This window comes from Variovorax pasteuri (assembly GCF_051216435.1).
Lineage (GTDB): Bacteria > Pseudomonadota > Gammaproteobacteria > Burkholderiales > Burkholderiaceae_C > Variovorax.
Genome location: NZ_JBPJZS010000002.1, coordinates 285009 through 306211, shown reverse-complemented (window position 1 = coordinate 306211; position 21203 = coordinate 285009). Strand labels below are relative to the sequence as shown.

Sequence of the window (21203 nt, the reverse complement as noted above, 5' to 3'; positions counted from 1 at the left end):
CCCGGACATCACCTCATCATGAAACTCGAACTCGAAGGCAAGACCGTACTCATCACCGGCGCGTCCAAAGGCATCGGCCTTGCGGCCGCCCATTCGTTCGCGGCCGAAGGCTGCCACCTGCAGCTGGCCGCGCGCGACGGCGTGGCGCTGGCCGCGGCCAAGGAAGAGATCGAGAAGATCTACCCGATCAACGTGCGCATCCACCCGATGGACCTGGCCGCCCCCGGCGCCATGCAGCAGCTGGCCGAGGCGGCGGGGCATGTCGACATCCTCGTGAACAACGCGGGCGACATTCCGGCCGGCCCCATCGAGTCGCTGGACTTCGCCGTGGTGCGCCGCGGCTTCCAGCTCAAGGTGCTGGGCTACATGGAGCTCACGCAGATCTACTACGCGCGCATGAAGGCCGCGGGCGGCGGCGTGATCGTGAACGACATCGGCAACTCCGGCGAGAACTGGGACGCCAACTACATCGCGGGCTCCACCGGCAACGCGGCCGTGATGGCCTTCACGCGCGCCCTGGGCGGCGTGAGCCTGGACGACGGCATCCGCGTGGTGGGCGTGAACCCTGGCCCGGTCGCGACCGACCGCATGGTCAAGCTCATGAAGCGCCGCGCCTTCGACACGCACGGCGACGAAGGCCGCTGGGAAGAGCTGTTCGACAACTACCCGGGCGGTCGCCCGGCCACGCCGGAAGAAGTGGCCGAGCTGATGGTGTTCCTGGCCTCGCCGCGCGCGGGCTACATCACGGGCACGGTGGTGACCATCGACGGCGGCATTGCCTCGCGCGGTTCGATCATCAAGACCAGCAAGAAGGCCATGGCCGCCGAGCAGGCGCAAAGGCTGGCGGCATGAACGCGGCGTTGAACCCCGCAGCGGCCGTGCCCGCAGTGACGAGCGACGCCGAAACCCGCAACCAGTATTTCGACAAGCTCTTCACCAACCCCGACCTGATGTGGCTGGGCCAGAACACCAACCACTTCCCGCTGCACCCCGCGGTGAAGAAGGCGCTGCATGACGCCATCGACGACGAGAGCTTCCACGCCTATGCGCCGCCGCTGGGCATGGAGGCGCTGCGCTCGGCGATTGTTGAAGACCTGGGCGTGCCGAACCAGTCGGCCGTGGTGACCGATGGTGCCGTCTCGGCGCTGGCGCTGGCCTGCCGTGCCTTCTGCGCGGCCGGCAAGGGCTTCGTGACCACCGACCCGGGCTGGAAGTGGCCGCTGCAGTTCGCGGCCAAGGCCGGCTCGGTGATCACCGAGATTCCGATCTACGGGCCCGAATACGGCTTCAAGCTCTCGGCCGAGGCGCTGGCCGCAGCGACCGACGAGAACACCTCGGTCATCTACCTGGTGGACCCGAACAACCCGCTGGGCACCACCTACACCGAAGACGAGATCCGCGCCTTTGCCGAGCGTGCGCGCGAGATCGGCGCCGTGCTGATCCACGACTGCACCTACCGCGACTTTGCCGACAGCCACACGCTGGCCTCGCGCTTCTACCCGGAAGGCACCGTGACCATCGTGAGCTTCTCGAAGTGGCTCGGCCTTGCCGGCCTGCGGCTGGGCGCGCTGGTGGCGTCGCCCGAGCTGCTCGCGCGGATCCTGCCGCACTCGCAGGCGCCGCTGGGCGCCAGCGTGCTGGCGCAGCGCGCGGCCATCGCGGGCCTGGGCGTGAAGGACGAATGGATGGCCGAAGTCATCACCCAGCAGCGCGAGAACCAGCAGATGATCGTCGACGCCTTCGCCAGGCTGGCGGGCTTCGAAGTGCCGGTGTTCCCGTCGCAGGCCAACTTCATCGTGATCGAGTGCAGCAAGGCGGGCGTGACGCCGGAGGCGCTGGTCAGCGCGCTGGGCGAGCACGACATCATGGTGCGCCAGGGCACGTACCACACGCCGCGCTTCGGGCACCGCTTCATCAAGATATCGACCACGGTGCCGAAGGCGTGGGCGCAGGCGTTGTGCGACGTGCTGCCGCAGGCGGTGGAACGCGCGCGCAGCCTGCCCGCCACGGCGGCGCTCTTCTGAAAGGCCGGGCCATGAGTTTTGCCACCGCCCCCGACGGCATTCGCCTGTACTACGAGACGGCCGGCAGCGGCACGCCCATCGTGTTCGTGCACGAGTTCGGCGGCGACCACCGCAGCTGGGAGCCGCAGATGCGCTACTTCGCGCGGCGCCACCAGTGCGTGACCTTCGGCGCGCGCGGCTATCCGCCGTCGGACGTGCCGGCCGACGTGGAACGCTATTCGCAGGCCACAGCGGCCGATGACATCGTGGCCGTGATGGATGCGCTGAACCTGGAGCGCGCGCACATCGTGGGGCTGTCGATGGGCGGCTTCGCGACGCTGCACTTCGGCCTGCGCCATGCGAAGCGCGCAGCCTCGCTGGTGATTGCAGGCGCGGGCTACGGCGCCGAGAAGGAGCACGAAGACTACTTTCGCGGCGTTTCGCTCGAGGTCGCGAAACAGTTCGAGGCCCAGGGCTCCGAGAAATTCGCCCGCACCTATTCGCTGGGCGCAAGCCGCGTGCAGTTCCAGAACAAGGACCCGCGCGGCTGGCAGGAGTTTGCGACCTGGCTCGGCGAGCACGATGTCGTGGGTGCGGCCAACACCATGCGCGGGGTGCAGGCGCGGCGCCCGTCGATCTACGACCTGGAAAGCGACCTGCGCGCGATGGCCGTGCCTTCGCTCGTGGTGGTCGGCGACGAGGACGACCACTGCCTGCAGCCCGGCATCTTCCTGAAGAAGACCGTGCCGGCCTGCGGCCTGGCCGTGATGCCCAAGACCGGCCACACGCTCAACCTGGAAGAACCTGCCGCGTTCAATGCGTTGCTGGCCGAGTTCTTCGCGCAGGTCGAGGCCGGGCAATGGAAGCCGCGCGACCCGCGTGCGCTGCCCAGCCAGATCATGAAGACCGACTGATGAACGCCCCAGCGACCGTCGCGGTGCGGCAGGGCATCTGGCGCATCGATGCCGACCGGCTCTGGGACCGGCTCATGGCGCTGGCCTGCATCGGTGCCACGCCGGGCGGCGGCGTCGACCGGCAGGCGCTGAGCGCGGAAGAAATCGCGTCGTGGCGCACGATGATCGACTGGGCGCTGTCGGCCGGGCTGGAGCCTTCGACCGACGCGGCCGGCAACCTGTTCATCGCGCTGCCCGGCGCGGACCGGGAGGCACCGCCGGTGCTGGCCGGCAGCCACCTCGACAGCCAGCCCGGCGGCGGGCGCTTCGACGGCGTGTACGGCGTTGCGGCCGCGCTGGAGGTGCTGACCACGCTGTCGCAGCGCGGCGTGCGTCCGCCGGTGGACATCGTGTGCGTGGCGTGGATGAACGAGGAGGGCTCGCGCTTCGCGCCCGGCATGATGGGCTCGGAAGCCTTCGCCGGCGTGCGCAGCCTCGAAGACGTGCGCGCGGTGCGCGATGCGAAGGGTGTCTCGGTGGCCGATGCGCTGGATGCCTTGCATGCCGCGTTCCCCCCGCTGCGCCGACGCCCGCTCGGGTTTCCGCTGGCGGCCTATGTCGAGGCGCACATCGAGCAGGGGCCGATCCTGGAGGCGCAGGAGTGCGTGATCGGCGTCGTCATCGGCATCCAGGGCAAGAAGACCTTCGACATCGTCATCGAAGGCGAGCGCGGCCACGCCGGCACGCTCGCGATGGCGGACCGGCGCGACGCGCTGGCGGCGTTCTCGCGCATGGCGATGGTGCTGTACGCGCAGATCGGCGGCTACGACGACGCGGTCAAGTTCACCATCGGCCGCCTGCAGGTCGAGCCCAACGCGCCGTCGGTGGTGCCCGAGCGCGTGACGCTGCGCATCGACCTGCGCCACCCCGACAACACCGTGCTGGAACTGCTGGGCCAGCGGCTCGCGGCCTCGTGCGAGCTGTTCGCGCTGCCGTGCCGGGTGACGGTGACGCCGCTGGTCGATGCACCGTCGAATGAATTCGACCCGGCGCTGCAGCAGGCGATTGCCCATGCCGCGCAGCGCATCGGGGAGCCGCACATGCCCATTCTTTCGGCGGCCGGCCATGACGCACGCCACATGGCGCCGCTGTGCCCGAGCGCGATGATCTTCATTCCCTGCCGCGACGGCGTGAGCCATGCGGAACACGAGTGGGCCGAGCCCGCGCACGTGGCGGCGGGGGCGAACGTGCTGCTGCGCGTCTTGCTGCCTTACGCGCTGCCAGGCGCAACAACCGGGGAGGGTGATTTGCCATGAATGCCACTGTCGCCGCCACAGAAGCCACCGCCACCGCCGTGGACATGGCCGACCTGCCGATGCAGCATCCGCGTGCGCCGGCCAGCGCCGCGCAGGCGCGCGCGCGTTTCTTCAACTCGGGCAATGCCTTCAACGTGAAGCTGCCGGCAGTGCCGGCGCGGCTTTTCTCGCCGCCCGCGGAAGATCGCTTCGGCGTGTTCGACTGCGACCAGTCGCGTGCGCTGGGCTGCGGCTTTGCGGCCACCACGCCGCTGATGCTCGCGCGCTATGTGCGCGTTGCCGCGCGCGACGCGCTGCTGCCGCTGGACGTGTGCGCCACCGGGTCGGTGTGGTACGTGATCTCGGGCAGCGGCCGCCTGGCCGGCGGCACGGACGGCTTTGCGTTCGGTACGGGCGATGTCTTTCTGCTGCCTGGAGCCAGGGGCTACCGGCTCGAGGCCGGCGCCGAAGGCGTGCTGCTGTGGACCGTCGGCAACGAGCCGCAGCTGGCGTTCGAGCGCGCGCAGCCTGCGCCGCTGGCCAGGGCGACCATCGACGCCGTGCACTATCCGGCCGCGGAAATCGAGCGCCAGTTCGCGCTGATCTTTTCTAGCGGCACGCGCGACGACACTTCGGGCCGCGCGCTGATCTTCTCGTCCGACCGGCAGGCCGCCGCGCGCAACCTCACGCCCACGCTGACGCTGAGCTTCAACACGCTGGAGCCGGGCACGCACCAGCGCACGCACCGCCACAACTCGGCCGCCGTCACGCTGGTGGTGCAGGGCGAGGGCTGCCGTTCGGTCGTCGGCGACGCGCAGTGCCCGTGGGAGCCCTGGGCCACGCTGGTCACGCCGCCGGGCGCGCCGCATTCGCACCACAACGCGGGGCCGCAGGGTGCGCGCTTCTTGATCGTGCAGGACGGCGGGCTGCACTATCACGCGCGAACCATGGGGTTCGAGTTTCTGGAAGGCGTCGAGTAAAGGGTCACGGCCCTTTCTTCGATCCGTCATTCGGGCGGGTCACCATGCGCGCATGGCTGGTCAACTTATCTCCATTGCCCTGTCCGTGGACCAACACGACGGCGGCGACTATTTCTGGGTGCTGCTCGAGTCCTTCGACAATTCGATGGAGTTCGAGTCGCTGATGGAGGCCGCCCAGGGCTTCCCTACCTATGCCGAAGCCTTGCAGGCCGGCTACGCGGTGCTGCGGGGACTGTCGGAAGACCTGAACGTCGGCCCCCGCGAAGAAGCCGACGACCCGGCCCTGGTCGAGGACGGCACCAGCGGCGAATACGACTGAAGGCCTGCACGGCGCAATGCCGCACCCAGGCCGATCGGCGGTGCCATGGCCATCTGGCGGATGTCCAATGCCTGTCAGCAAGCGTAGGCTATGGCTTACATGCGTCCCCCCGGCCGAACGAGGACAGTGCAGCGTGCAGTCGCGGATGTCACTCCGCCTGCATGGCATGCCGGTGGTCGCACGCACTGGCCAGATCGGCAAGTTTCGGGAGTTCAGATGGTCGAATATTTCCGCGTGGGATTGCCCTACATTCGCGTTCGTTTCAAGGTGCCCGCGCGACGCGGCGGGCGCATCGAGCTTCATGGCAAGTTCGGCGTCATCACCGGGGCCAGCGGGGAATACCTGCTGGTGAAGTTCGACGGAGAGCCCTCGGCCGTCATCGTGCATCCGGTCGAACCCAACTATGTGGAATCGGGCGAGGCCACCGAACCGGCCCCGCTGATGCAAAGCGACGGCAGGAGGCCGTGCGCGGAGTAGGTACTGGCGGGTCGTGGGGTCGTGATGCGGCGCGGCTATGCTGGCGCCAGTTTTTTGCGCGATCTGAACGACATGAAGAAATCCAGACCTCCGGCCAGGCCGGCTCCCTACGACATCAAGAAGCAGTGGCACTGGGGCCGTGCCATGCGGGAACTTCGCATTGCCGATTTCCTGAAGGAAGGCCGGCTGCTGGTTCCGGGCGAGTACACGGGCGAGGGCCCCGCCACCGACGACGGCACCGGTGCGCTTCGAACCGTTGGCGGCATCCAGGTGGGGGCGGTCGACCATGCGAACGGAACGATGTGGGTGGGCCGCAAGCTGCGAGAGGGCGATCTGCCTGCGCCGCCGGCCGCCCCGGCATCGGGCAGCTAGGGTAAGTCCCGGCGATTTTTGTCTCCCATGGGTCTAAGTTGCATTTGTGACCCACTGTTGGAGACACACATGTTGATGGTTACCAAAGTCGTTGCGGCTGGGGTGACCGCCCTGGCGATGGGCGGCGTGCCGACACCGGGCGCCGATCCGGCCGGGCCTTCCCTTTCTGCCTCACCCGTTGTCGAAGCACAGCTCAACACCAGCCAGGCCAGCGCGGCATGCCCGAGCGGCTGCAACGTCTGGCGAATGATCTACGACGGTCGTTGAGTCGAGCAAAGACCGAGGGGAAGACGCCCCGAGGGCCTGCAGGGCCCACGGGGTCACGCGCGCTTGTGCCCCTGTCGTTCCCGCCGAGGCCCTCGGCCCCTCAGACAGGGGCTGGTTAACTGCAATTTAAAACTGTATATTCATACAGTCTTTTGGCAGCAGGCCTTTGGTGAGCGCGCAACGCGCAGGGGGCGATGAACCATGAATCAGTTTGAGCTTTTCTTTCCGCGCGTGACCGCGTCGGTGGTGCCCATGGCGGCGGCGCAGCATGCCGCGGTGCCGTGGCCACCTTCACAACCGGCTCGGCCGGTGCCCGCGCCGCCACCTGCTTCCCGGGCAGAAGCGAGTGAGGCGCCATTCCGGTTCGAAGACATCGAAGTCGAAGCGCGCGTCGTGTACGCCGTGCGGCTGGCGGACTATCCGCATCCGGCGGCCGACGCCGTGAAGGTAGCCGAGCAGCGCTTCCGCCGGGAGCTAGACAAGCAGCTCGGCGGCGATGTCGTCGCGGCATTGCGCGCATTCCAGAACGCGAGCGAATCGAGCGAAAGCGACCTGTCGAAGGCCGAGATCGCCATGGCCAAGCGCTGGGCAAAGGCCTACGACGCGGCGCGCACGGCGGGCTTTCGCGATCTGGGGGATACCGACGAGGCTTTCTTCGACGTGCGGCCGATCTGAGCCGTGCCGTCGCTCGCCGGGCGAAGCGAATCCACTTCTGCTCCCGCTGCGTAAAGCATGCTGATGGCCTGATTCCCGAGCCGTGTCACCGTTCACGGCACGTCATTCCCTGCAGGCCGCTTTTTCCACCTGAAGCTGGAGAAGAGCCATGGCAACCTACGAGAAAGTGATCCGCGAAACCGCGCGGTTCGACGTGGTCGACGCCAACGACTGCGAGGGCACTGTCGTCGAATACACGACTTTTTTCCTGCGCGTCAGCCTTCACAGGCAGTACATGCCGATGGTCGTGAGCGTGAATTACCAGTTGCTCGACGGGCGCTTCGTGCACCGCACGCACGGCGGGCACTTCGACACGTGCAACGGCCTTTGCAGGTTCTTTGCGATAGGGGACAGCACTGGCGTTGCGGAGGTGGGTTGGGGCGCGCGGGATGCGCAGTCGGATGCGGGTGTTCGGCGCGGGCTGCATTAGCAAGGCCAGGCTGGCGAGCTGCGATGGCGTCCGCATGGTGCTGGAGCCTGGTTTCACGGGTTCCGGCAGGGCGTCAACAACCAGCAGCCGTGTGGTTCTACCTCCCTGTGCTCGCTGTGCTCACGCTGCCATGGTTTGCCTGGGCTTTGCTGCCGCGGTCAAAGCTCATCGGCCCCTCCAACGCGTTGCTCGCGAATCCCTGGATCACGAACTTCCCGCCTGTTGCGGTCAACGAGCGGGTCGCTGCCTGGCGGTTCGCAGGCAGCGCACAGGGCGACCCCGACTGCCTTGGTCTCGAGGCGGCGCCAGCCTCCACGTCGGGAGGCGACGGCAAGGCCGGTTCCGGAGATTGACTTGTATCGAGATCGACAGACGGACCGCGAATCGTGAGGGTTGGAGGCTGTTCTGGCCCAGCGTGCACCGCATGGCTAGTCGAGGACCTGGAGCACTGGAGGCGTGAACGACCGGAGTCTGACCTGCTGCCGCCGGAAAACTGTCGCTGATGAACGCGGCTCCGCCGGCACCATCTGCGAGCGACACGCGGACGCAACCGAGCCTTGACCGGTAGCAGTCCATCATCACCGTATTCCATCACCCCCAGCCTTCGGGGTGGGGCTTTGTCGCTTAGCATCAGGCGATGCAAGATACCTGTCGCCTATGCGGGTCAAAGCCCCGGTTCATCTTCACGCACGAAGTACTGGGCCGCCATCAAGTCAACTATTTTGAATGTGAGAGCTGCGCAAGCTTACAAACGGAAAACCCCCATTGGCTTGACGAGGCATACGCGATACCCGGGGTGCACGTTGATGTCGGACAGGCTGCGCGAGTCGTGCAAACCTGGGTACGGCTTTGCTTTCTCCTGGAGGCGATCGGTTTCGACAAGCAACGCGAATGCATCGACTACGGTGGATCGGCGGGCCTGCTGACTCGCTTGATGCGGGACAGCGGGTACAGGTACTTGGCTTACGACACCTACGACGATTCGAAATACGCGAACTACTTCAAGGTTAGCCGCCTGGAGAACGTCTCTCCGGGCTTGGTGTCTGCCTTCGAAGTTTTTGAACACTTTCCACAGCCGGCCGAATCCATCGGCGAACTGTTTGCGATAAAGCCCGACCTGATCGTGTTTTCGACAGTTTTCTACGAAGGCCAAGGGCCCGACTGGGAATACCTCGTCCCCTACTGCGGCCAACACATATTCTTTTATCGAGAGCAGGCGCTTAGAGCGTTCGGGGAGCGGCACGGATATGCGCTTCGTCGCAGTCAAGATTTCTGGCTGATGATTCGAGAGACAAGTCCCTATCTCGCGGCGTTCGATGCAAATCACACCGCAACATTGGACGCCGCTTATGTTGGAGACCTATTTCTGCGCGTAGGGCATGGCACCGAACAGACACTTCAGGACTATTCCTATGCAAAGGACCGGTTCATAAGCGAACTCGGCGCGGTTCTGAGATCGGCCGCCAAGCCTAAGAGCCTGTTGCGTCGATTTTTGGGCCTTGCGTAGGAAGACACTCCCAGCCTTCGGGCTGGGGGCTTTTGGGAGTTCCGCCGCGCCGACGGCGCACCGTGGGACCTGGCCGAGCTGTGGGCCACCTGGATCGACAAGGAGACAGGTGAGGTGCATGAGAGCTACACGATGCTCACGCTGAAAGCCGACGAGCCCCCGCTGATGAACTGGATGCATCAGCCCGACCCGAAGCTGCCGCCCTACAAGCAGGACAAGCGCAGCGTGATCCCCATCGAGTTCGGCGACGTCGATCTGTGGCTGGCCGGCACCGTAGAGGAGGCAAAGACCCTGCTGCGCCTAGCGCCGGTCGAGGAGTTCGAGGCGGGACCGGTGGCGACCTGAATCACCTTGTGGTAAGAGAAAACTGCAACGGTTAGAGGCCTTGATGGCCTGCCCGGAGGGGATCGAACCCCCGACAACCTGCTTAGAAGGCAGGTGCTCTATCCAACTGAGCTACGGGCAGATTTGAAGCCGGAAGAAACCAAGAAAAATCAACAACTTAGGCGTTGTTGTTTCCAACCGGCAGCGGCGGATTCTACCGAGTTCCGTGTCTCGCGCAGCGCTCCGAAGCGCTTGTGCAAGGCCGTGCGGGGCCTGAAACGAAAAATGCACACAGTCCGTTGGGAACTGTGTGCATATCGATTTCTTTGGTCGGGGCGAAAGGATTCGAACCTTCGACCCTCTGGTCCCAAACCAGATGCGCTACCAGGCTGCGCTACACCCCGCCAAGCCTTCTATTCTAGCCCGGATATTTACCCGGCCGGCGAGTTTCTCAGCGTTTCTCGTACTGCGTTTTGCCGAAAAGAATCTCGCGCTCCTTGTCGCCGGTAATCGGCTGGCGCAGGTCGGCCAGCACTTTCACGCCGCGCTGCACGGCGGGGCGGGCGGCGATGCCGTCGAACCAGGCCTTCAGATGCGGGTAGTCGGTGAGCGTGATGCCCTGGTTTTCCCAGCTGCGCAGCCACGGGAAGATGGCGATGTCCGCAATGGAATAGGTCTTGCCGGCGATGAACTTGTTCTTGGCCAGCTGCTTGTCGATCACGCCGTAGATGCGCTTGGCCTCGTTGCTGTAGCGCTCGATGGCATAGGCGATCTTCTCGGGCGCGTACATGCGGAAGTGGTGCGCCTGGCCCAGCATGGGGCCGACGCCGCCCATCTGGAACATGAGCCACTGCAGCACGTCGTAGCGTTCGCGGTCGCCCGTGGGCAGGAACTTGCCGGTCTTGCCCGCGAGGTACACGAGGATGGCGCCCGACTCGAACAGCGAGATCGGCTTGCCGTCCGGACCGTCGGGGTCGGTGATGGCGGGGATCTTGTTGTTGGGGCTGATCCGCAGGAACTCGGGCGCGAACTGATCGCCCTTGCCGATGTTCACCGGGTGCGCGTGGTACGGCAGGCCGCACTCTTCCAGCATGACGTGAATCTTGTGGCCGTTGGGCGTGGGCCAGGAATAGACCTCGATGGGCGATGCGGACATGTCTCTTGCTCCGGTGGGTATGACGCGAGCCGGCAGCTTATACGTGCCGGTTCAATCGCGCACCGCGCCGGGAATTCGCGCGACTCACCGCCCGCGTCAGGCCACCGCCGAGGCCTGCGAGAGGTGTTGATGAATCAGCGCCACCACGGCCGCGCCTTCGCCGATCGCGCCGCCCACGCGCTTGACCGAGCCCGAGCGCACGTCGCCCACGGCGAACACGCCCGACACGCTGGACTCGAGCGCGGTGGACGGCCGCGCCGGAAAGCCCCCGCTCGCCGCGTCGCCGGTCTGCACGAAGCCGTGCTTGTCGACCGACACGCCGCAGCCTTCGAGCCACGAGGTCTCGGGCTCGGCACCCACGAAAAGAAAGATGTTGCGCGCGGGGCAGTCGTGTTCCGCACCCGTGGTGTGGCTGCGCCAGGTGGCACCCGTCAGGCCTTCGTCGGGGCCGCCATGCAGGCGCACGAGTTCGGTGAACGGATGCAGCTCGATGTTGGGCGTGGCCTCGATGCGGTCGATGAGATAGCGCGACATGCTGGCCGCCAGCGACGGCCCGCGCACCAGCACGTTGATCTTGGCCGCATGGCGCGACAGGAACACCGCGGCCTGGCCCGCGGAGTTGCCGCCGCCGACCAGCGCCACTTCCTGCTGCGAGCAGATCCTGGCCTCGATGGCCGAAGCCCAGTACCAGATGCCGCGGCCTTCGAATTCGGCTAGGCGCGGCACCTCGGGGCGCCGGTAGCGCGCGCCGCTGGCCACGACGACGGTGCGCGCGTTGATCGTGCGGCCGTCGGCCAGCGCGATGCGCAGGCACCCGAGCGCGTTGTCGCGCGCGCAGTCCAGCGACAGCACCTTGGCCGGGATCAGCATCTCGACGCCGAACTTCTGCGCCTGAACGAAGGCGCGGCCCGCCAGCGCCTGCCCCGAGATGCCGGTCGGAAAGCCGAGGTAGTTCTCGATGCGCGCGCTGGCGCCGGCCTGCCCGCCGAAGGCGCGGCAGTCGAGCACGATCACGCGCAGCCCTTCGGAGGCTGCATACACCGACGTCGCCAGGCCCGCCGGGCCGGCGCCGACCACGGCGACGTCGTACAGGGCGTCGTGCTCGGCGGTGTCGAGCATGCCCAGGCAGCGCGCCAGTCCTTCGTCCGTCGGGTTCACCAGCACCGAACCGTCGGGGCACACGGCCAGCAGGTGGCCGGCGCCGTACTGCGCGAGCAGCGCGGCGGCGTCGGGGTCTTCATTGGCGTCGACCACGTGGTAGGGATAGCCGTTGCGGCGCAAAAAGTTTTCCAGCCGCGCCATGTCGGGCGACTGGGGCGCGCCGATGAGCACCGGCCCGCCGGCGCCGGACTCGATCAGCGCCACCCGACGCAAGATGAGTGCGCGTGTGATGCGCTCGCCCAGGTCGGCTTCGGCCACCAGCAGCGCGCGCAGTTGCTCGGGCGAGACGAGCAGCGCTTCCACGTCCTCGTCGGCCTGGCCGTCGACCAGGGCAGGGCGGCCGCTCAATTGGCCGACTTCGGCCAGGAATTCACCCGGCCCCTGCCGCACGATGGGCACCACATGGCCGAGGCCGTCGCGTTGCGTGACGGCCACGACGCCCTTGAGCAGCACGAACATGCCGGGCCCGGTCTCGCCGGCGGTAAAGAGCCGGGTGCCGCGCGCAAATTGCCGCACGCTGCCGAAGCGGGCAATGCGCGCAATCTCGGTGTCGCTCAAGACGGGAAAGGTCTGGTGGAGTCGGCTGGTGTCTGTGCCGTTTGCTTCGGTGGCCATGCGGTAAAGCTCCATGTCGCTTGCAAACCGCATTAGACGACCAAGTGGCGCCAGCGTGGCGTTCCATGCGATGTCGGCGCTGCAAACACCGTCATCCGTCTGCCATCTTCCTGACATGCACGCTTCATTCCACGTGCGCAGACTCCCTCGGCAGAAAGGGTTCCCCATGAAAGAACTGCCCAACCCGACGTTTCCGCTCTCGCAGCTCGGGCTGCGCGCGGCCTTGTGGCCTGCGCCCACGGTCGTCGCTGCCGCCGCTGCTTCCACCGCGGACCGTGTGTCGGTGCCGCAGGCACCCGCCGTCATTCTTCCTTCGCCCGTCGAAGCCAAGCAGGGCATCACGGTCGGCTGGGCCCGCCACCTGGACGACGTGCGTGCCGCGCAGCGCCTGCGCTACGACGTGTTCGTCGGCGAAATGGGCGCCCGTGTCTCGTCGCCGCTGGCCGGCCACGACATCGACCTGTTCGACGACTTCTGCGAGCACCTGCTGGTGCGCGACGAGCTGACCCAGCAGGTCGTCGGCACCTACCGCGTGCTCACGCCAGCGCAGGCCCGCCGCGTCGGCAGCACCTACAGCGACACCGAGTTCGACCTGACCCGCCTGCGCGACCTGCGCGAACGCATGGTCGAGCTGGGCCGCAGCTGCGTGCACCCCGAGCACCGCCAGGGCGGGGTGATCCTCGCGCTGTGGGGTGCGCTGGCCGGCTTCATGCACCGCAACAAGCTGGACACGATGATCGGCTGCGCCAGCATTCCGATGTCACACAACGGCGTGACCAACGGCGACGCGGCGGCCAGCATCTGGCGCCAGGTGTCGGCCAAGCACATGGCGCCCATCCAGTACCAGGTGCAGCCGCGCCTGCCGCTGCCGGTCGAACGGCTGGACAGCACGCTCGACGTGGAGCCGCCCGCGCTGATCAAGGGTTACCTGCGCCTGGGCGCCAAGGTGCTGGGCGCACCCGCCTGGGACCCGGACTTCAACGCCGCCGACCTGCCGATGCTGATGCGCATCGACGACCTGCCGGCGCGCTACCGCAAGCACTTCCTGGGCGCATGAAACCGGCGGCCGTCCCGTCCGGCAACGGGCCGTCCGCACTGCCTCCGGGCATGATGGAGCCGCACAAGGCGCATGGGACAACGGGGCCAGAGGCGTCACGAGGGTGTCATGAGAACGTCACAAACGATGTCGACACTGTCATATTTCCGCCTACGTGTGCTCCCGTGCCCCTTGCTCCAGAATCAGTCCCCATGCCATCCGCCCCCGCAGACCGGTCGCTTGCCGTCGCGGCGCCCGCGTTCACGCTGCTCGACCGCGACCACAGCATCCTCTCGTTCAATGAACGGGTGCTGGACTGGGCGCATCGGCCCGAGGTGCCGCTGATCGAGCGGCTGCGCTACCTGTGCATCGTGTCGTCGAACCTCGACGAGTTCTTCGAAGTGCGCGCCGCGCCGCACCTGATCGCGGGGAGCGCGGGTGACCTCAAGGGCACCTACACGGTCGATTCGTTCGAGCGGCTGGCCGAGGCGGCGCACACGCTCGTGGCGCGCCAGTACGCGCTGTACAACGACGAGCTGATGCCGACCTTTGCCACCCACGGCATCCACATCATTTCGCACGGCGAGCGCAACCCGGCGCAGCGCAAGTGGGTCAGCGAGTATTTCGAGCGCGAGGTGCGCCCGCTGCTGATTCCGGTCGGGCTCGACCCGGCGCATCCTTTTCCGCAGGTGGCCAACAAGTCGCTGAATTTCATCGTGCGGCTGGGCGGCAAGGACGCCTTCGGGCGCGAAAACCCGATCCAGATCGTCAAGGTGCCGCGCGTGCTGCCGCGCCTGATCCGGATGCCGGCCAAGGTCTCCGACGGCAAGACGCTGTTCGTGGCGCTGTCGAGCGTGGTGCGCGCGCACCTGGCGAGCATGTTCGTGGGCCGGGAGGTGGGCGACTTCTCGCAGTTCCGCGTCACGCGGCATTCCGACCTGGCGGTGGACGAGGAAGACGTGAAGAACCTGCGCACCGCGTTGCGCCAGGGCCTTCAGCACCGCCACTACGGGCAGGCCGTGCGACTGGAAGTGTCGGCAAGCTGCGCCGAATCGCTCGCGAGCTTTCTGCTGGCGCAGTTCAACCTGCCGCCGCAGTCGCTGTACCGCGTGCACGGCCCGGTCAACCTGGCGCGGCTCACGCAGCTGGCCGACCTGCTCGAAGAGCCGCAGCTGCGCTTTGCGCCATACCCCGCGTCGTACCCTGTCACGCTGTCGCCTTCGCAGTCGTTCTTCGAGCGGCTGCAGCGCAGCGACGTGCTGATCCACCAGCCCTTCGAGAGCTTCGACGGCGTGCTCGCGTTTCTGCGCGAGGCGGTGCTCGACCCGCAGGTGCTGGCCATCAAGCAGACGATCTACCGCACCGGCGCGGACTCGGAGCTGATGGACCTGCTGCGCGAGGCGGTGCGCCGCGGCAAGGAAGTCACGGTGGTGGTGGAGCTGAAGGCGCGCTTCGACGAAGAGGCCAACATCAACTGGGCCGAAATGCTCGAGTCGATCGGCGCGCAGGTGGTGTACGGCGTGGTCGGCCTGAAGACGCACGCCAAGATGCTGCTGGTGACGCGCCGCGAGGGCAAGCAGATGCGCCGCTACGGCCATCTGTCCACCGGCAACTACAACCCGCGCACCGCCAGGCTCTACACCGACATCAGCCACCTCACGGCCGACCCGCTGCTGACGGCCGACATGGAGGCCGTGTTCGTGCACCTGGCCAGCCAGAGCCGGCTGCCCAAGCTCAACCGCATGTGGCTGGCGCCGTTCGACCTGCACAAGAACATCGTGGCGCAGATCGATGCGCTGGGCCTTGCCGCCGTGGCCGGCCAGCCCACGCGCATCGTGGCCAAGATGAATGCGCTGACCGACGAGGAGATCATCGGGGCGCTGATCCGTGCGGGGCAGAAGGGCGTGAAGATCGACCTGATCGTGCGCGGCGCCTGCACGCTGCCCGCGCAGGTGCCGGGATTGACCGACAACATCCGCGTGCGCTCGGTGATCGGGCGCTTCCTGGAGCATTCGCGGGTCTTCTATTTCCGCAACGGCGAAGACGAGTCGCTGTACCTGTCCAGCGCCGACTGGATGAACCGCAACATGATGCGGCGCATCGAGCTCGCCTGGCCGGTCACCGACCCGGGCCTGCGGCAGCGCCTGATTGACGAATGCCTGGTGGCGTACCTGCACGACGGGCGCGACGCCTGGGACCTGGGCGCGGACGGCACCTACACGCGCGTGGACCGCGACACGCATCCGGGCGAAGAGGGCGCCTCGCGAGCCATCGAGGCGCATGGCGCGCAGGCCGCGCTCATGAACCGCTACGCATCACGAGGGCATCTCAGGGATGCATCCAACAACTGACGACCGAAAGACGATGACCATGGACTTGATCTTCTGGCGCCATGCCGAAGCCGAGGACTGGACCGAGGGTTGCGACGACATGCAACGCTCGCTCACCGCACGCGGCGAGAAGCAGGCCAAGCGCATGGCCAGCTGGCTCGACCGGCAACTGCCCGACGGCACCCGCATCATCTGCAGCCCCGCGCGCCGCTGCGAGCAGACGGCGCTGGCGCTGGGCCGCAAGTTCAAGCTGCGGGAAGAACTGTCGCCCGAGACCACGCCCGAGGCGCTGCTCGGCGCGGCGGGCTGGCCCAGCGGCAAGTCGGTGGTGCTGATGATCGGCCACCAGCCCTCGGTGGGGCAGGCGATTTCGCTGCTGCTGGGCCTCAAGCAGGACAGTTGCCCGGTGCGCAAGGGCGCGCTGTGGTGGATCCGCACGCGCGAACGCGACGGCGACGTGCAGACCGTCGTGGTGACGGTGCAGTCGCCCGAGCTGCTCTAGCCCTCTTCGCTCAGGCTCCGTTGAGCTCCACGCGCCAGCTGCTGGTCTTCTGCCAGGCCAGCACCTCTTCGCGCAGCAGGTGGGCCGACTGCGGATAGGCCTCCGCCCAGTCGGGTGCGCACACGATCGTGAAGGCCCGTGCGCCCAGTGCCGCGAGGTGCAGCGCCCGCGGATCGGGGTCGCGGCGCGCGTGGCAAAGAATGAGCGCGAGGCGCAGCGACAGCAGCTGCATGACGAAGGTCTCGTCGTCCAGCGCCGCCTCCAGCTTGCGCAGCTTGCCGCGCTGGCCCAGCACCAGTTGCGCCAGCGCATGCATTTCGTTCACCGCGAACCCGGGCGCGTCGGTGTTGTCGAGGATGTAGGCACCGTGCTTGTGATAGTCGCTGTGCGAAATCTGCGTGCCAATTTCATGCAGCTGCGCCGCCCAGCCCAGCTTGCGCAGCGCGCGGCCCGCGCGGTTGGCCGTGCTGCCGCCGCGCGCGGCGGGTGCCAGTTGCACGAACAGCGCCGCGGCCGTGTCGCCCACGCGCCTGGCTTGCGCCGCATCGACGGCGAAGCGGTTGGCCAGGCGCGCCACCGTGGCGGTGCGCATGTCGGCCACGCTGTCGTCGCGTTCCAGCAGTTCATAGAGCACGCCGTGGCGCAGCGCGCCCTGGGCGACCTTCATTTCCTCGATGTCGAGCAGGTCGAACACCGCGCGCAGCACGCTCACGCCGCCGCCGATGACGGCCTTGCGGTCGTCGCGCATGCCTTCGATGCGCAGCTTGTCGGCGCTGCCGGCCTTCAGCAGGCGGTCGAGCAGCCAGTCGAGGCCTTCGCGCGTGACCTTGCCGGGCTCGGCACCGGAAGCGGCCAGTACGTCGCCGACCGCGCCGATGGTGCCGGAGGCGCCGTACGCCACGTCCCACTGGTCGCGGGTGTAGCTGGCGAGCGCGTCGTCCAGCACCGCCTTGGCGGCCACTTCGGCGGCGCGGAATGCCGCGGGCGTGAACTGGCCTTCGCTGAAGTGCTTCATCGACCAGGCGACGCTGCCGACGCGGTAAGACTCCATGCGGTCGGCCACCAAGGCCTGGCCGATGATCATTTCAGTGGAGCGCCCGCCGATGTCGACCACCAGCCGGCGTTCGCTGTCCGAGGCGTCGGTGTGCGGCAGCATGTGCGCCACGCCCTGGTAGATCAGTCGCGCTTCTTCCCGGCCGGGGATCACGTCGATACCAAAGCCCAGGATGGTGCGTGCGCGCAACAAGAACTCTTCGCGGTTGCGCGCTTCGCGCAGCGTTTGCGTGGCCACGGCCCTCACCTGCGAGCGCTTGAAGCCGGCCAGGCGTTCGCCGAAGCGGGCGAGGGCGTCCCAGCCGCGCTGCATGGCTTCGGTGGTCAGGTTGCGCGCGCTGTCCAGGCCGTTGCCCTGGCGCACGGTTTCCTTGAGGTACTCGGTGCGGTGGATCTGGCCGTGGTCGACCTGTCCGATTTCGAGCCTGAAGCTGTTCGAGCCCAGGTCGACTGCTGCGAGGCGGGTGCCGTTTTGCATGTTGTTCTGATGAAGAAGGCGGGTGCCCTGGAGTTCGATCGTAGCGCCGTGACAGCGCGCGCGGCCTCCCGTTTTCGCGCAGCGGCGAGGCTCGCAAGGCTAGGCGCGACGCATGACGGTTGTGTGACAGCGTCACACGCGCCACGGGGTGAATCACGGCATTTTCCCTCGACAGCGGGGTGTCACACCGATGTCACACAAGGTTTTTAGAGTCCGTGCCAAGCCCTCAAGGGACTACTTCTTACTTCTAAAGGAAGCTTCATGAAAACGACGTTCAAATTTGCAACCGCCGGCCTGCTGGCCGCGATGTTCACCATTCCCGCCTTCGCACAGGACGTGACCGGCGCCGGCGCCAGCTTCCCCGCACCGCTGTACGCCAAGTGGGCTTCGGACTTCAACAAGGCCACCGGCGTCAAGATCAACTACCAATCGGTCGGCTCGGGTGCCGGCCTGAAGCAGATCGAGGCCAAGACCGTCGATTTCGGCGCTTCCGACGCCCCCCTGAAGGACGACGAACTGCAGGCCAAGGGCCTGATGCAGTTCCCCACCGTCATCGGCGGCGTGATTCCCGTGGTCAACATCCAGGGCATCAAGCCCGGCGAGCTGAAGCTCAACGGCCAGGTGCTGGGCGACATCTACCTCGGCAAGATCACCAAGTGGAACGACCCCGCCATCAAGGCGCTGAACGGTTCGCTGGCCCTGCCTGACGCCGCCATCGCCCCGGTTCGCCGCGCCGACGGTTCGGGCACCAGCTTCCTGTTCACCAACTACCTGAGCAAGGTCAACGCCGAGTGGAAGACCAAGGTCGGCGAAGGCACGGCCGTGAACTGGCCCACCGGCGCGGGCGGCAAGGGCAACGAAGGCGTCGCCGCCTTCGTGAACCGCCTGCCCAACTCGATCGGCTACGTCGAGTACGCCTACGTCAAGCAGAACAAGATGACCTACGCCCAGCTGCAGAACGCCGCCGGCAACTTCGTCTCGCCCGAAGACACCGCCTTCAAGGCCGCCGCAGCCGCTGCCGACTGGAACAAGAGCTTCTACCAGGTGCTGACCAACCAGGCCGACAAGGGCGCATGGCCCATCACCGGCGCCACCTTCATCCTGCTGCACAAGGTGCAGGACAAGCCGGCCAACGCGACCACCGTGCTGAAGTTCTTCGACTGGGCCTACAAGAGTGGCGACAAGACGGCCGACGACCTCGACTACGTGCCGATGCCTGACGCCGTGAAGGCCACCATCGCCAAGGCATGGGGCGATGTGAAGGACGCGTCGGGCAAGGCCGTCGCGTTCAAGTAAATCCAACCACCAGTCCAGACCGGCGCGCCCATGAGCAACTCCTCGCTCAAGGACGCGCCGCTTTCGTCTTTGCCGGAGCGACCTGTGTCATCCACCTTTCCCACCGCTGCCACCTCGCTCGACCTCTCGGCCGAGCGCGGTCGCGCCACCGCCCCACCGCCGCCCGTGAAGGCACCGCGTTCCGGCCCCATGGCCGACCGCCTGTTCGGCTGGGCCGCCAAGGGCGCCGCGCTGCTGACGCTCGCGATGCTCATCGGCATCCTGCTGTCGCTGATCGTCGGCGCCTGGCCCGCCATTTCGAAGTACGGCCTCGGCTTTCTCACCAACAGCACGTGGGACCCGGTGAAGGAGGAGTACGGCGGCCTGGTCATGATCTACGGCACGCTGGCCACCTCGTTCATCGCGCTGGTGATCGCCGTGCCGGTGAGCTTCGGCATTGCGCTGTTCCTGACCGAACTCTCGCCCAACTGGCTCAAGCGCCCGCTGGGCACTGCCATCGAGCTGCTGGCCGCCGTGCCGTCCATCGTGTACGGCATGTGGGGCCTGCTGGTGTTCGGGCCGATCCTGTCGACCTGGGTGCAGCAGCCGCTGCAGAAGCTGCTCGCCGGCGTGCCGTACCTCGGCGCGCTGGTGTCCGGCCCGCCCGTGGGCATCGGCATCCTGTCGGCCGGCATCATCCTGGCGATCATGATCATTCCGTTCATCGCCTCTGTGATGCGCGACGTGTTCGAAGTGACGCCGCCGCTGCTCAAAGAGTCGGCCTACGGCCTCGGCTCGACCACCTGGGAAGTCGTTTCCAAGGTGGTGCTGCCGTACACCAAGGCCGGCGTGATCGGCGGCATCATGCTCGGCCTGGGCCGGGCGCTGGGTGAAACGATGGCGGTCACCTTCGTGATCGGCAACATGAACCAGCTCAACTCGCTGTCGGTGTTCGAGGCTGCCAACAGCATCACCTCGGCACTGGCCAACGAATTCGCCGAAGCCGGCGCAGGCCTGCACCAGGCCGCGCTGATGTACCTCGGCCTCGTGCTGTTCTTCATCACCTTCGTCGTGCTGACGCTCTCGAAGGTGCTGCTGGCGCAGATGAAGAAGAGCGAAGGGACCAAGTCGTGAGTACTGCTCAAAACCTGATGAACGCACAGGCGCTGGCCGAAACGCGCCAGGCCCGGTTTGCTTCCCGCAACCGCGTCAACAAGATCGCGCTTACGCTGTCGCTCGCCGCGATGGTGTTCGGCGTGTTCTGGCTGGTGTGGATCCTGTGGGAAACGCTGCGCTTGGGGCTAGGCGGGCTGGCGCTCGCCACCTTCACCGAAATGACACCGCCGCCGAACGAGATGGGCGGTATCGCCAACGCGATCTTCGGCTCGTTCGTGATGGTGGCGCTCGCCACCTTCGTGGGCACGCCGATCGGCATCATGGCCGGCATCTACCTGGCCGAATACAACACCAAGGGCTGGCTTGCCTCGGTCACGCGCTTCGTCAACGACATCCTGCTGTCGGCGCCGTCGATCGTGATCGGCCTGTTCGTCTACGCCGTGGTGGTGGCCTACTTCAAGACCTTCTCGGGCCTGGCCGGTGCGCTGGCGCTCGCGCTGATCGTGATTCCGGTGGTGATCCGCACCACCGAGAACATGCTGCAGCTGGTGCCGCCGGGCCTGCGCGAAGCCGCCTACGCACTGGGTGCGCCGAAGTGGAAGGTCATTCTGAGCATCACGCTGCGCGCCGCACGCGCCGGTGTGGTCACGGGCATCCTGCTGGCCGTGGCGCGCATCGCGGGTGAAACAGCGCCGCTGCTCTTCACCGCGCTGAACAACCAGTTCTGGACCGCCGACGTGAGCCAGCCGATGGCCAGCCTGCCGGTCACGATCTTCAAGTTCGCGATGAGCCCGTACGAGAACTGGCAAAAGCTGGCCTGGGCCGGCGTGTTCCTGATCACCGTCGCCGTGCTCGCCCTCAACATCCTGGCGCGTGTGCTGACGCGCAACAAACACTGAA

The 21203-nt window shown here is 66.8% G+C and carries 23 protein-coding genes and 2 tRNA genes; 20 read left to right on the top strand and 5 right to left on the bottom strand.

What is annotated here, in order from left to right:
* Positions 1–18: 18 nt before the first annotated feature.
* The 14 genes from ACSFBM_RS08530 to ACSFBM_RS08465 all read left to right on the top strand — a co-directional run bounded on the left by ACSFBM_RS08530 (position 19) and on the right by ACSFBM_RS08465 (position 9602).
* Complete coding sequence (locus tag ACSFBM_RS08530) at positions 19–852, top strand: SDR family oxidoreductase (RefSeq protein ID WP_435438676.1); 834 nt, start codon at positions 19–21, stop codon at positions 850–852.
* Positions 849–2024, top strand: coding sequence for a pyridoxal phosphate-dependent aminotransferase (locus ACSFBM_RS08525; RefSeq protein WP_435483969.1), 1176 nt, complete (start codon positions 849–851; stop codon positions 2022–2024). Before ACSFBM_RS08530 ends, ACSFBM_RS08525 begins: the two co-directional genes overlap by 4 nt.
* An 11-nt stretch (positions 2025–2035) precedes the next feature.
* Positions 2036–2917: an alpha/beta fold hydrolase gene (locus ACSFBM_RS08520; RefSeq protein WP_435483968.1), complete on the top strand. Its 882-nt coding sequence runs from the start codon at positions 2036–2038 to the stop codon at positions 2915–2917.
* Positions 2917–4212 (top strand): Zn-dependent hydrolase, encoded by a 1296-nt coding sequence (locus tag ACSFBM_RS08515; protein WP_435483967.1) that lies wholly within the window; start codon positions 2917–2919, stop codon positions 4210–4212. Before ACSFBM_RS08520 ends, ACSFBM_RS08515 begins: the two co-directional genes overlap by 1 nt.
* Positions 4209–5171 carry a cupin domain-containing protein gene (locus ACSFBM_RS08510; RefSeq protein WP_435483966.1) on the top strand — a complete coding sequence of 321 codons (963 nt, stop codon included), beginning with the start codon at positions 4209–4211 and terminating at the stop codon, positions 5169–5171. The genes ACSFBM_RS08515 and ACSFBM_RS08510 overlap by 4 nt, the downstream gene beginning before the upstream one ends.
* Positions 5172–5223: 52 nt before the next feature.
* Positions 5224–5490 (top strand): hypothetical protein, encoded by a 267-nt coding sequence (locus ACSFBM_RS08505; RefSeq protein WP_435483965.1) that lies wholly within the window; start codon positions 5224–5226, stop codon positions 5488–5490.
* 216 nt (positions 5491–5706) lie between these two features.
* Complete coding sequence (locus tag ACSFBM_RS08500) at positions 5707–5967, top strand: hypothetical protein (protein ID WP_435483964.1); 261 nt, start codon at positions 5707–5709, stop codon at positions 5965–5967.
* Positions 5968–6039: 72 nt separating this feature from the next.
* The gene (locus ACSFBM_RS08495; RefSeq protein ID WP_435483963.1) at positions 6040–6339 is read left to right on the top strand and encodes a hypothetical protein; all 300 of its coding nucleotides are present in this window, start codon (positions 6040–6042) and stop codon (positions 6337–6339) included.
* A 69-nt stretch (positions 6340–6408) separates the two neighbouring features.
* Positions 6409–6606, top strand: a complete 198-nt coding sequence (locus ACSFBM_RS08490) for a hypothetical protein (RefSeq protein WP_435438684.1) — start codon at positions 6409–6411, stop codon at positions 6604–6606.
* Positions 6607–6807: 201 nt separating this feature from the next.
* The gene (locus tag ACSFBM_RS08485; RefSeq protein WP_435483962.1) at positions 6808–7281 is read left to right on the top strand and encodes a hypothetical protein; all 474 of its coding nucleotides are present in this window, start codon (positions 6808–6810) and stop codon (positions 7279–7281) included.
* 148 nt (positions 7282–7429) lie between these two features.
* Positions 7430–7750 (top strand): hypothetical protein, encoded by a 321-nt coding sequence (locus ACSFBM_RS08480; RefSeq protein WP_435483961.1) that lies wholly within the window; start codon positions 7430–7432, stop codon positions 7748–7750.
* Positions 7751–7839: 89 nt separating this feature from the next.
* Complete coding sequence (locus ACSFBM_RS08475) at positions 7840–8103, top strand: hypothetical protein (RefSeq protein WP_435483960.1); 264 nt, start codon at positions 7840–7842, stop codon at positions 8101–8103.
* 476 nt (positions 8104–8579) lie between these two features.
* Positions 8580–9257, top strand: coding sequence for a class I SAM-dependent methyltransferase (locus ACSFBM_RS08470; RefSeq protein ID WP_435483959.1), 678 nt, complete (start codon positions 8580–8582; stop codon positions 9255–9257).
* 114 nt (positions 9258–9371) lie between these two features.
* Positions 9372–9602, top strand: a complete 231-nt coding sequence (locus tag ACSFBM_RS08465; protein ID WP_475544715.1) for a hypothetical protein — start codon at positions 9372–9374, stop codon at positions 9600–9602.
* 44 nt (positions 9603–9646) lie between these two features.
* Here the strand turns inward: ACSFBM_RS08465 and ACSFBM_RS08460 are convergent.
* The 4 genes from ACSFBM_RS08460 to ACSFBM_RS08445 form a co-directional block, all read right to left on the bottom strand.
* A tRNA-Arg gene (locus tag ACSFBM_RS08460) sits at positions 9647–9723 on the bottom strand.
* Positions 9724–9908: 185 nt separating this feature from the next.
* Positions 9909–9985 (bottom strand) — tRNA-Pro (locus tag ACSFBM_RS08455).
* Between the two features lie 47 nt (positions 9986–10032).
* Complete coding sequence (locus ACSFBM_RS08450) at positions 10033–10737, bottom strand: glutathione binding-like protein (RefSeq protein WP_435438072.1); 705 nt, start codon at positions 10735–10737, stop codon at positions 10033–10035.
* A 96-nt stretch (positions 10738–10833) separates the two neighbouring features.
* Complete coding sequence (locus ACSFBM_RS08445; protein WP_435483958.1) at positions 10834–12513, bottom strand: FAD-dependent oxidoreductase; 1680 nt, start codon at positions 12511–12513, stop codon at positions 10834–10836.
* A 166-nt stretch (positions 12514–12679) separates the two neighbouring features.
* Here ACSFBM_RS08445 and ACSFBM_RS08440 point away from each other — a divergent pair, with 166 nt between their 5' ends.
* The 3 genes from ACSFBM_RS08440 (at position 12680) to ACSFBM_RS08430 (ending at position 16381) form a co-directional block, all read left to right on the top strand.
* Positions 12680–13570, top strand: coding sequence for a GNAT family N-acetyltransferase (locus tag ACSFBM_RS08440; protein WP_435483957.1), 891 nt, complete (start codon positions 12680–12682; stop codon positions 13568–13570).
* Positions 13571–13761: 191 nt separating this feature from the next.
* A complete protein-coding gene (gene ppk1 / locus ACSFBM_RS08435) occupies positions 13762–15900 on the top strand; it encodes a polyphosphate kinase 1 (RefSeq protein ID WP_435483956.1) in 2139 nt (712 codons plus the stop codon).
* 19 nt (positions 15901–15919) lie between these two features.
* Entirely contained in the window at positions 15920–16381 is a 462-nt protein-coding gene (locus tag ACSFBM_RS08430) for a SixA phosphatase family protein (protein ID WP_435484781.1), read from the top strand.
* Positions 16382–16391: 10 nt separating this feature from the next.
* Here ACSFBM_RS08430 and ACSFBM_RS08425 read toward each other — a convergent pair whose 3' ends face one another.
* Complete coding sequence (locus tag ACSFBM_RS08425) at positions 16392–17912, bottom strand: Ppx/GppA phosphatase family protein (protein WP_435438076.1); 1521 nt, start codon at positions 17910–17912, stop codon at positions 16392–16394.
* Positions 17913–18173: 261 nt separating this feature from the next.
* Here ACSFBM_RS08425 and pstS point away from each other — a divergent pair, with 261 nt between their 5' ends.
* Genes pstS through pstA form a run of 3 tightly spaced genes read left to right on the top strand, consistent with a single transcriptional unit; the run spans position 18174 to position 21202 of the window.
* The gene (gene pstS, locus ACSFBM_RS08420) at positions 18174–19208 is read left to right on the top strand and encodes a phosphate ABC transporter substrate-binding protein PstS (RefSeq protein ID WP_435483955.1); all 1035 of its coding nucleotides are present in this window, start codon (positions 18174–18176) and stop codon (positions 19206–19208) included.
* 30 nt (positions 19209–19238) lie between these two features.
* Positions 19239–20321 (top strand): phosphate ABC transporter permease subunit PstC, encoded by a 1083-nt coding sequence (gene pstC / locus ACSFBM_RS08415; protein ID WP_435483954.1) that lies wholly within the window; start codon positions 19239–19241, stop codon positions 20319–20321.
* Positions 20318–21202 (top strand): phosphate ABC transporter permease PstA, encoded by an 885-nt coding sequence (pstA, locus tag ACSFBM_RS08410; protein WP_435483953.1) that lies wholly within the window; start codon positions 20318–20320, stop codon positions 21200–21202. The genes pstC and pstA overlap by 4 nt, the downstream gene beginning before the upstream one ends.
* Position 21203 lies beyond the last annotated feature (1 nt).

Excerpts from the sequence above, each read along its gene's own strand:
- pstS (WP_435483955.1), top strand. The coding sequence starts at position 18,174 with ATGAAAACGACGTTCAAATTTGCAACCGCCGGCCTGCTGGCCGCGATG.
- ACSFBM_RS08515 (WP_435483967.1), top strand. The coding sequence starts at position 2,917 with ATGAACGCCCCAGCGACCGTCGCGGTGCGGCAGGGCATCTGGCGCATC.
- ACSFBM_RS08500 (WP_435483964.1), top strand. The coding sequence starts at position 5,707 with ATGGTCGAATATTTCCGCGTGGGATTGCCCTACATTCGCGTTCGTTTC.
- ACSFBM_RS08425 (WP_435438076.1), bottom strand. The coding sequence starts at position 17,912 with ATGCAAAACGGCACCCGCCTCGCAGCAGTCGACCTGGGCTCGAACAGC.
- ACSFBM_RS08495 (WP_435483963.1), top strand. The coding sequence starts at position 6,040 with ATGAAGAAATCCAGACCTCCGGCCAGGCCGGCTCCCTACGACATCAAG.
- ACSFBM_RS08520 (WP_435483968.1), top strand. The coding sequence starts at position 2,036 with ATGAGTTTTGCCACCGCCCCCGACGGCATTCGCCTGTACTACGAGACG.
- ACSFBM_RS08450 (WP_435438072.1), bottom strand. The coding sequence starts at position 10,737 with ATGTCCGCATCGCCCATCGAGGTCTATTCCTGGCCCACGCCCAACGGC.
- pstC (WP_435483954.1), top strand. The coding sequence starts at position 19,239 with ATGAGCAACTCCTCGCTCAAGGACGCGCCGCTTTCGTCTTTGCCGGAG.
- ACSFBM_RS08510 (WP_435483966.1), top strand. The coding sequence starts at position 4,209 with ATGAATGCCACTGTCGCCGCCACAGAAGCCACCGCCACCGCCGTGGAC.
- ACSFBM_RS08440 (WP_435483957.1), top strand. The coding sequence starts at position 12,680 with ATGAAAGAACTGCCCAACCCGACGTTTCCGCTCTCGCAGCTCGGGCTG.
- ACSFBM_RS08445 (WP_435483958.1), bottom strand. The coding sequence starts at position 12,513 with ATGGCCACCGAAGCAAACGGCACAGACACCAGCCGACTCCACCAGACC.
- ACSFBM_RS08490 (WP_435438684.1), top strand. The coding sequence starts at position 6,409 with ATGTTGATGGTTACCAAAGTCGTTGCGGCTGGGGTGACCGCCCTGGCG.
- ACSFBM_RS08480 (WP_435483961.1), top strand. The coding sequence starts at position 7,430 with ATGGCAACCTACGAGAAAGTGATCCGCGAAACCGCGCGGTTCGACGTG.
- ACSFBM_RS08525 (WP_435483969.1), top strand. The coding sequence starts at position 849 with ATGAACGCGGCGTTGAACCCCGCAGCGGCCGTGCCCGCAGTGACGAGC.
- ACSFBM_RS08530 (WP_435438676.1), top strand. The coding sequence starts at position 19 with ATGAAACTCGAACTCGAAGGCAAGACCGTACTCATCACCGGCGCGTCC.
- ACSFBM_RS08485 (WP_435483962.1), top strand. The coding sequence starts at position 6,808 with ATGAATCAGTTTGAGCTTTTCTTTCCGCGCGTGACCGCGTCGGTGGTG.
- ppk1 (WP_435483956.1), top strand. The coding sequence starts at position 13,762 with ATGCCATCCGCCCCCGCAGACCGGTCGCTTGCCGTCGCGGCGCCCGCG.
- ACSFBM_RS08430 (WP_435484781.1), top strand. The coding sequence starts at position 15,920 with ATGGACTTGATCTTCTGGCGCCATGCCGAAGCCGAGGACTGGACCGAG.
- ACSFBM_RS08505 (WP_435483965.1), top strand. The coding sequence starts at position 5,224 with ATGGCTGGTCAACTTATCTCCATTGCCCTGTCCGTGGACCAACACGAC.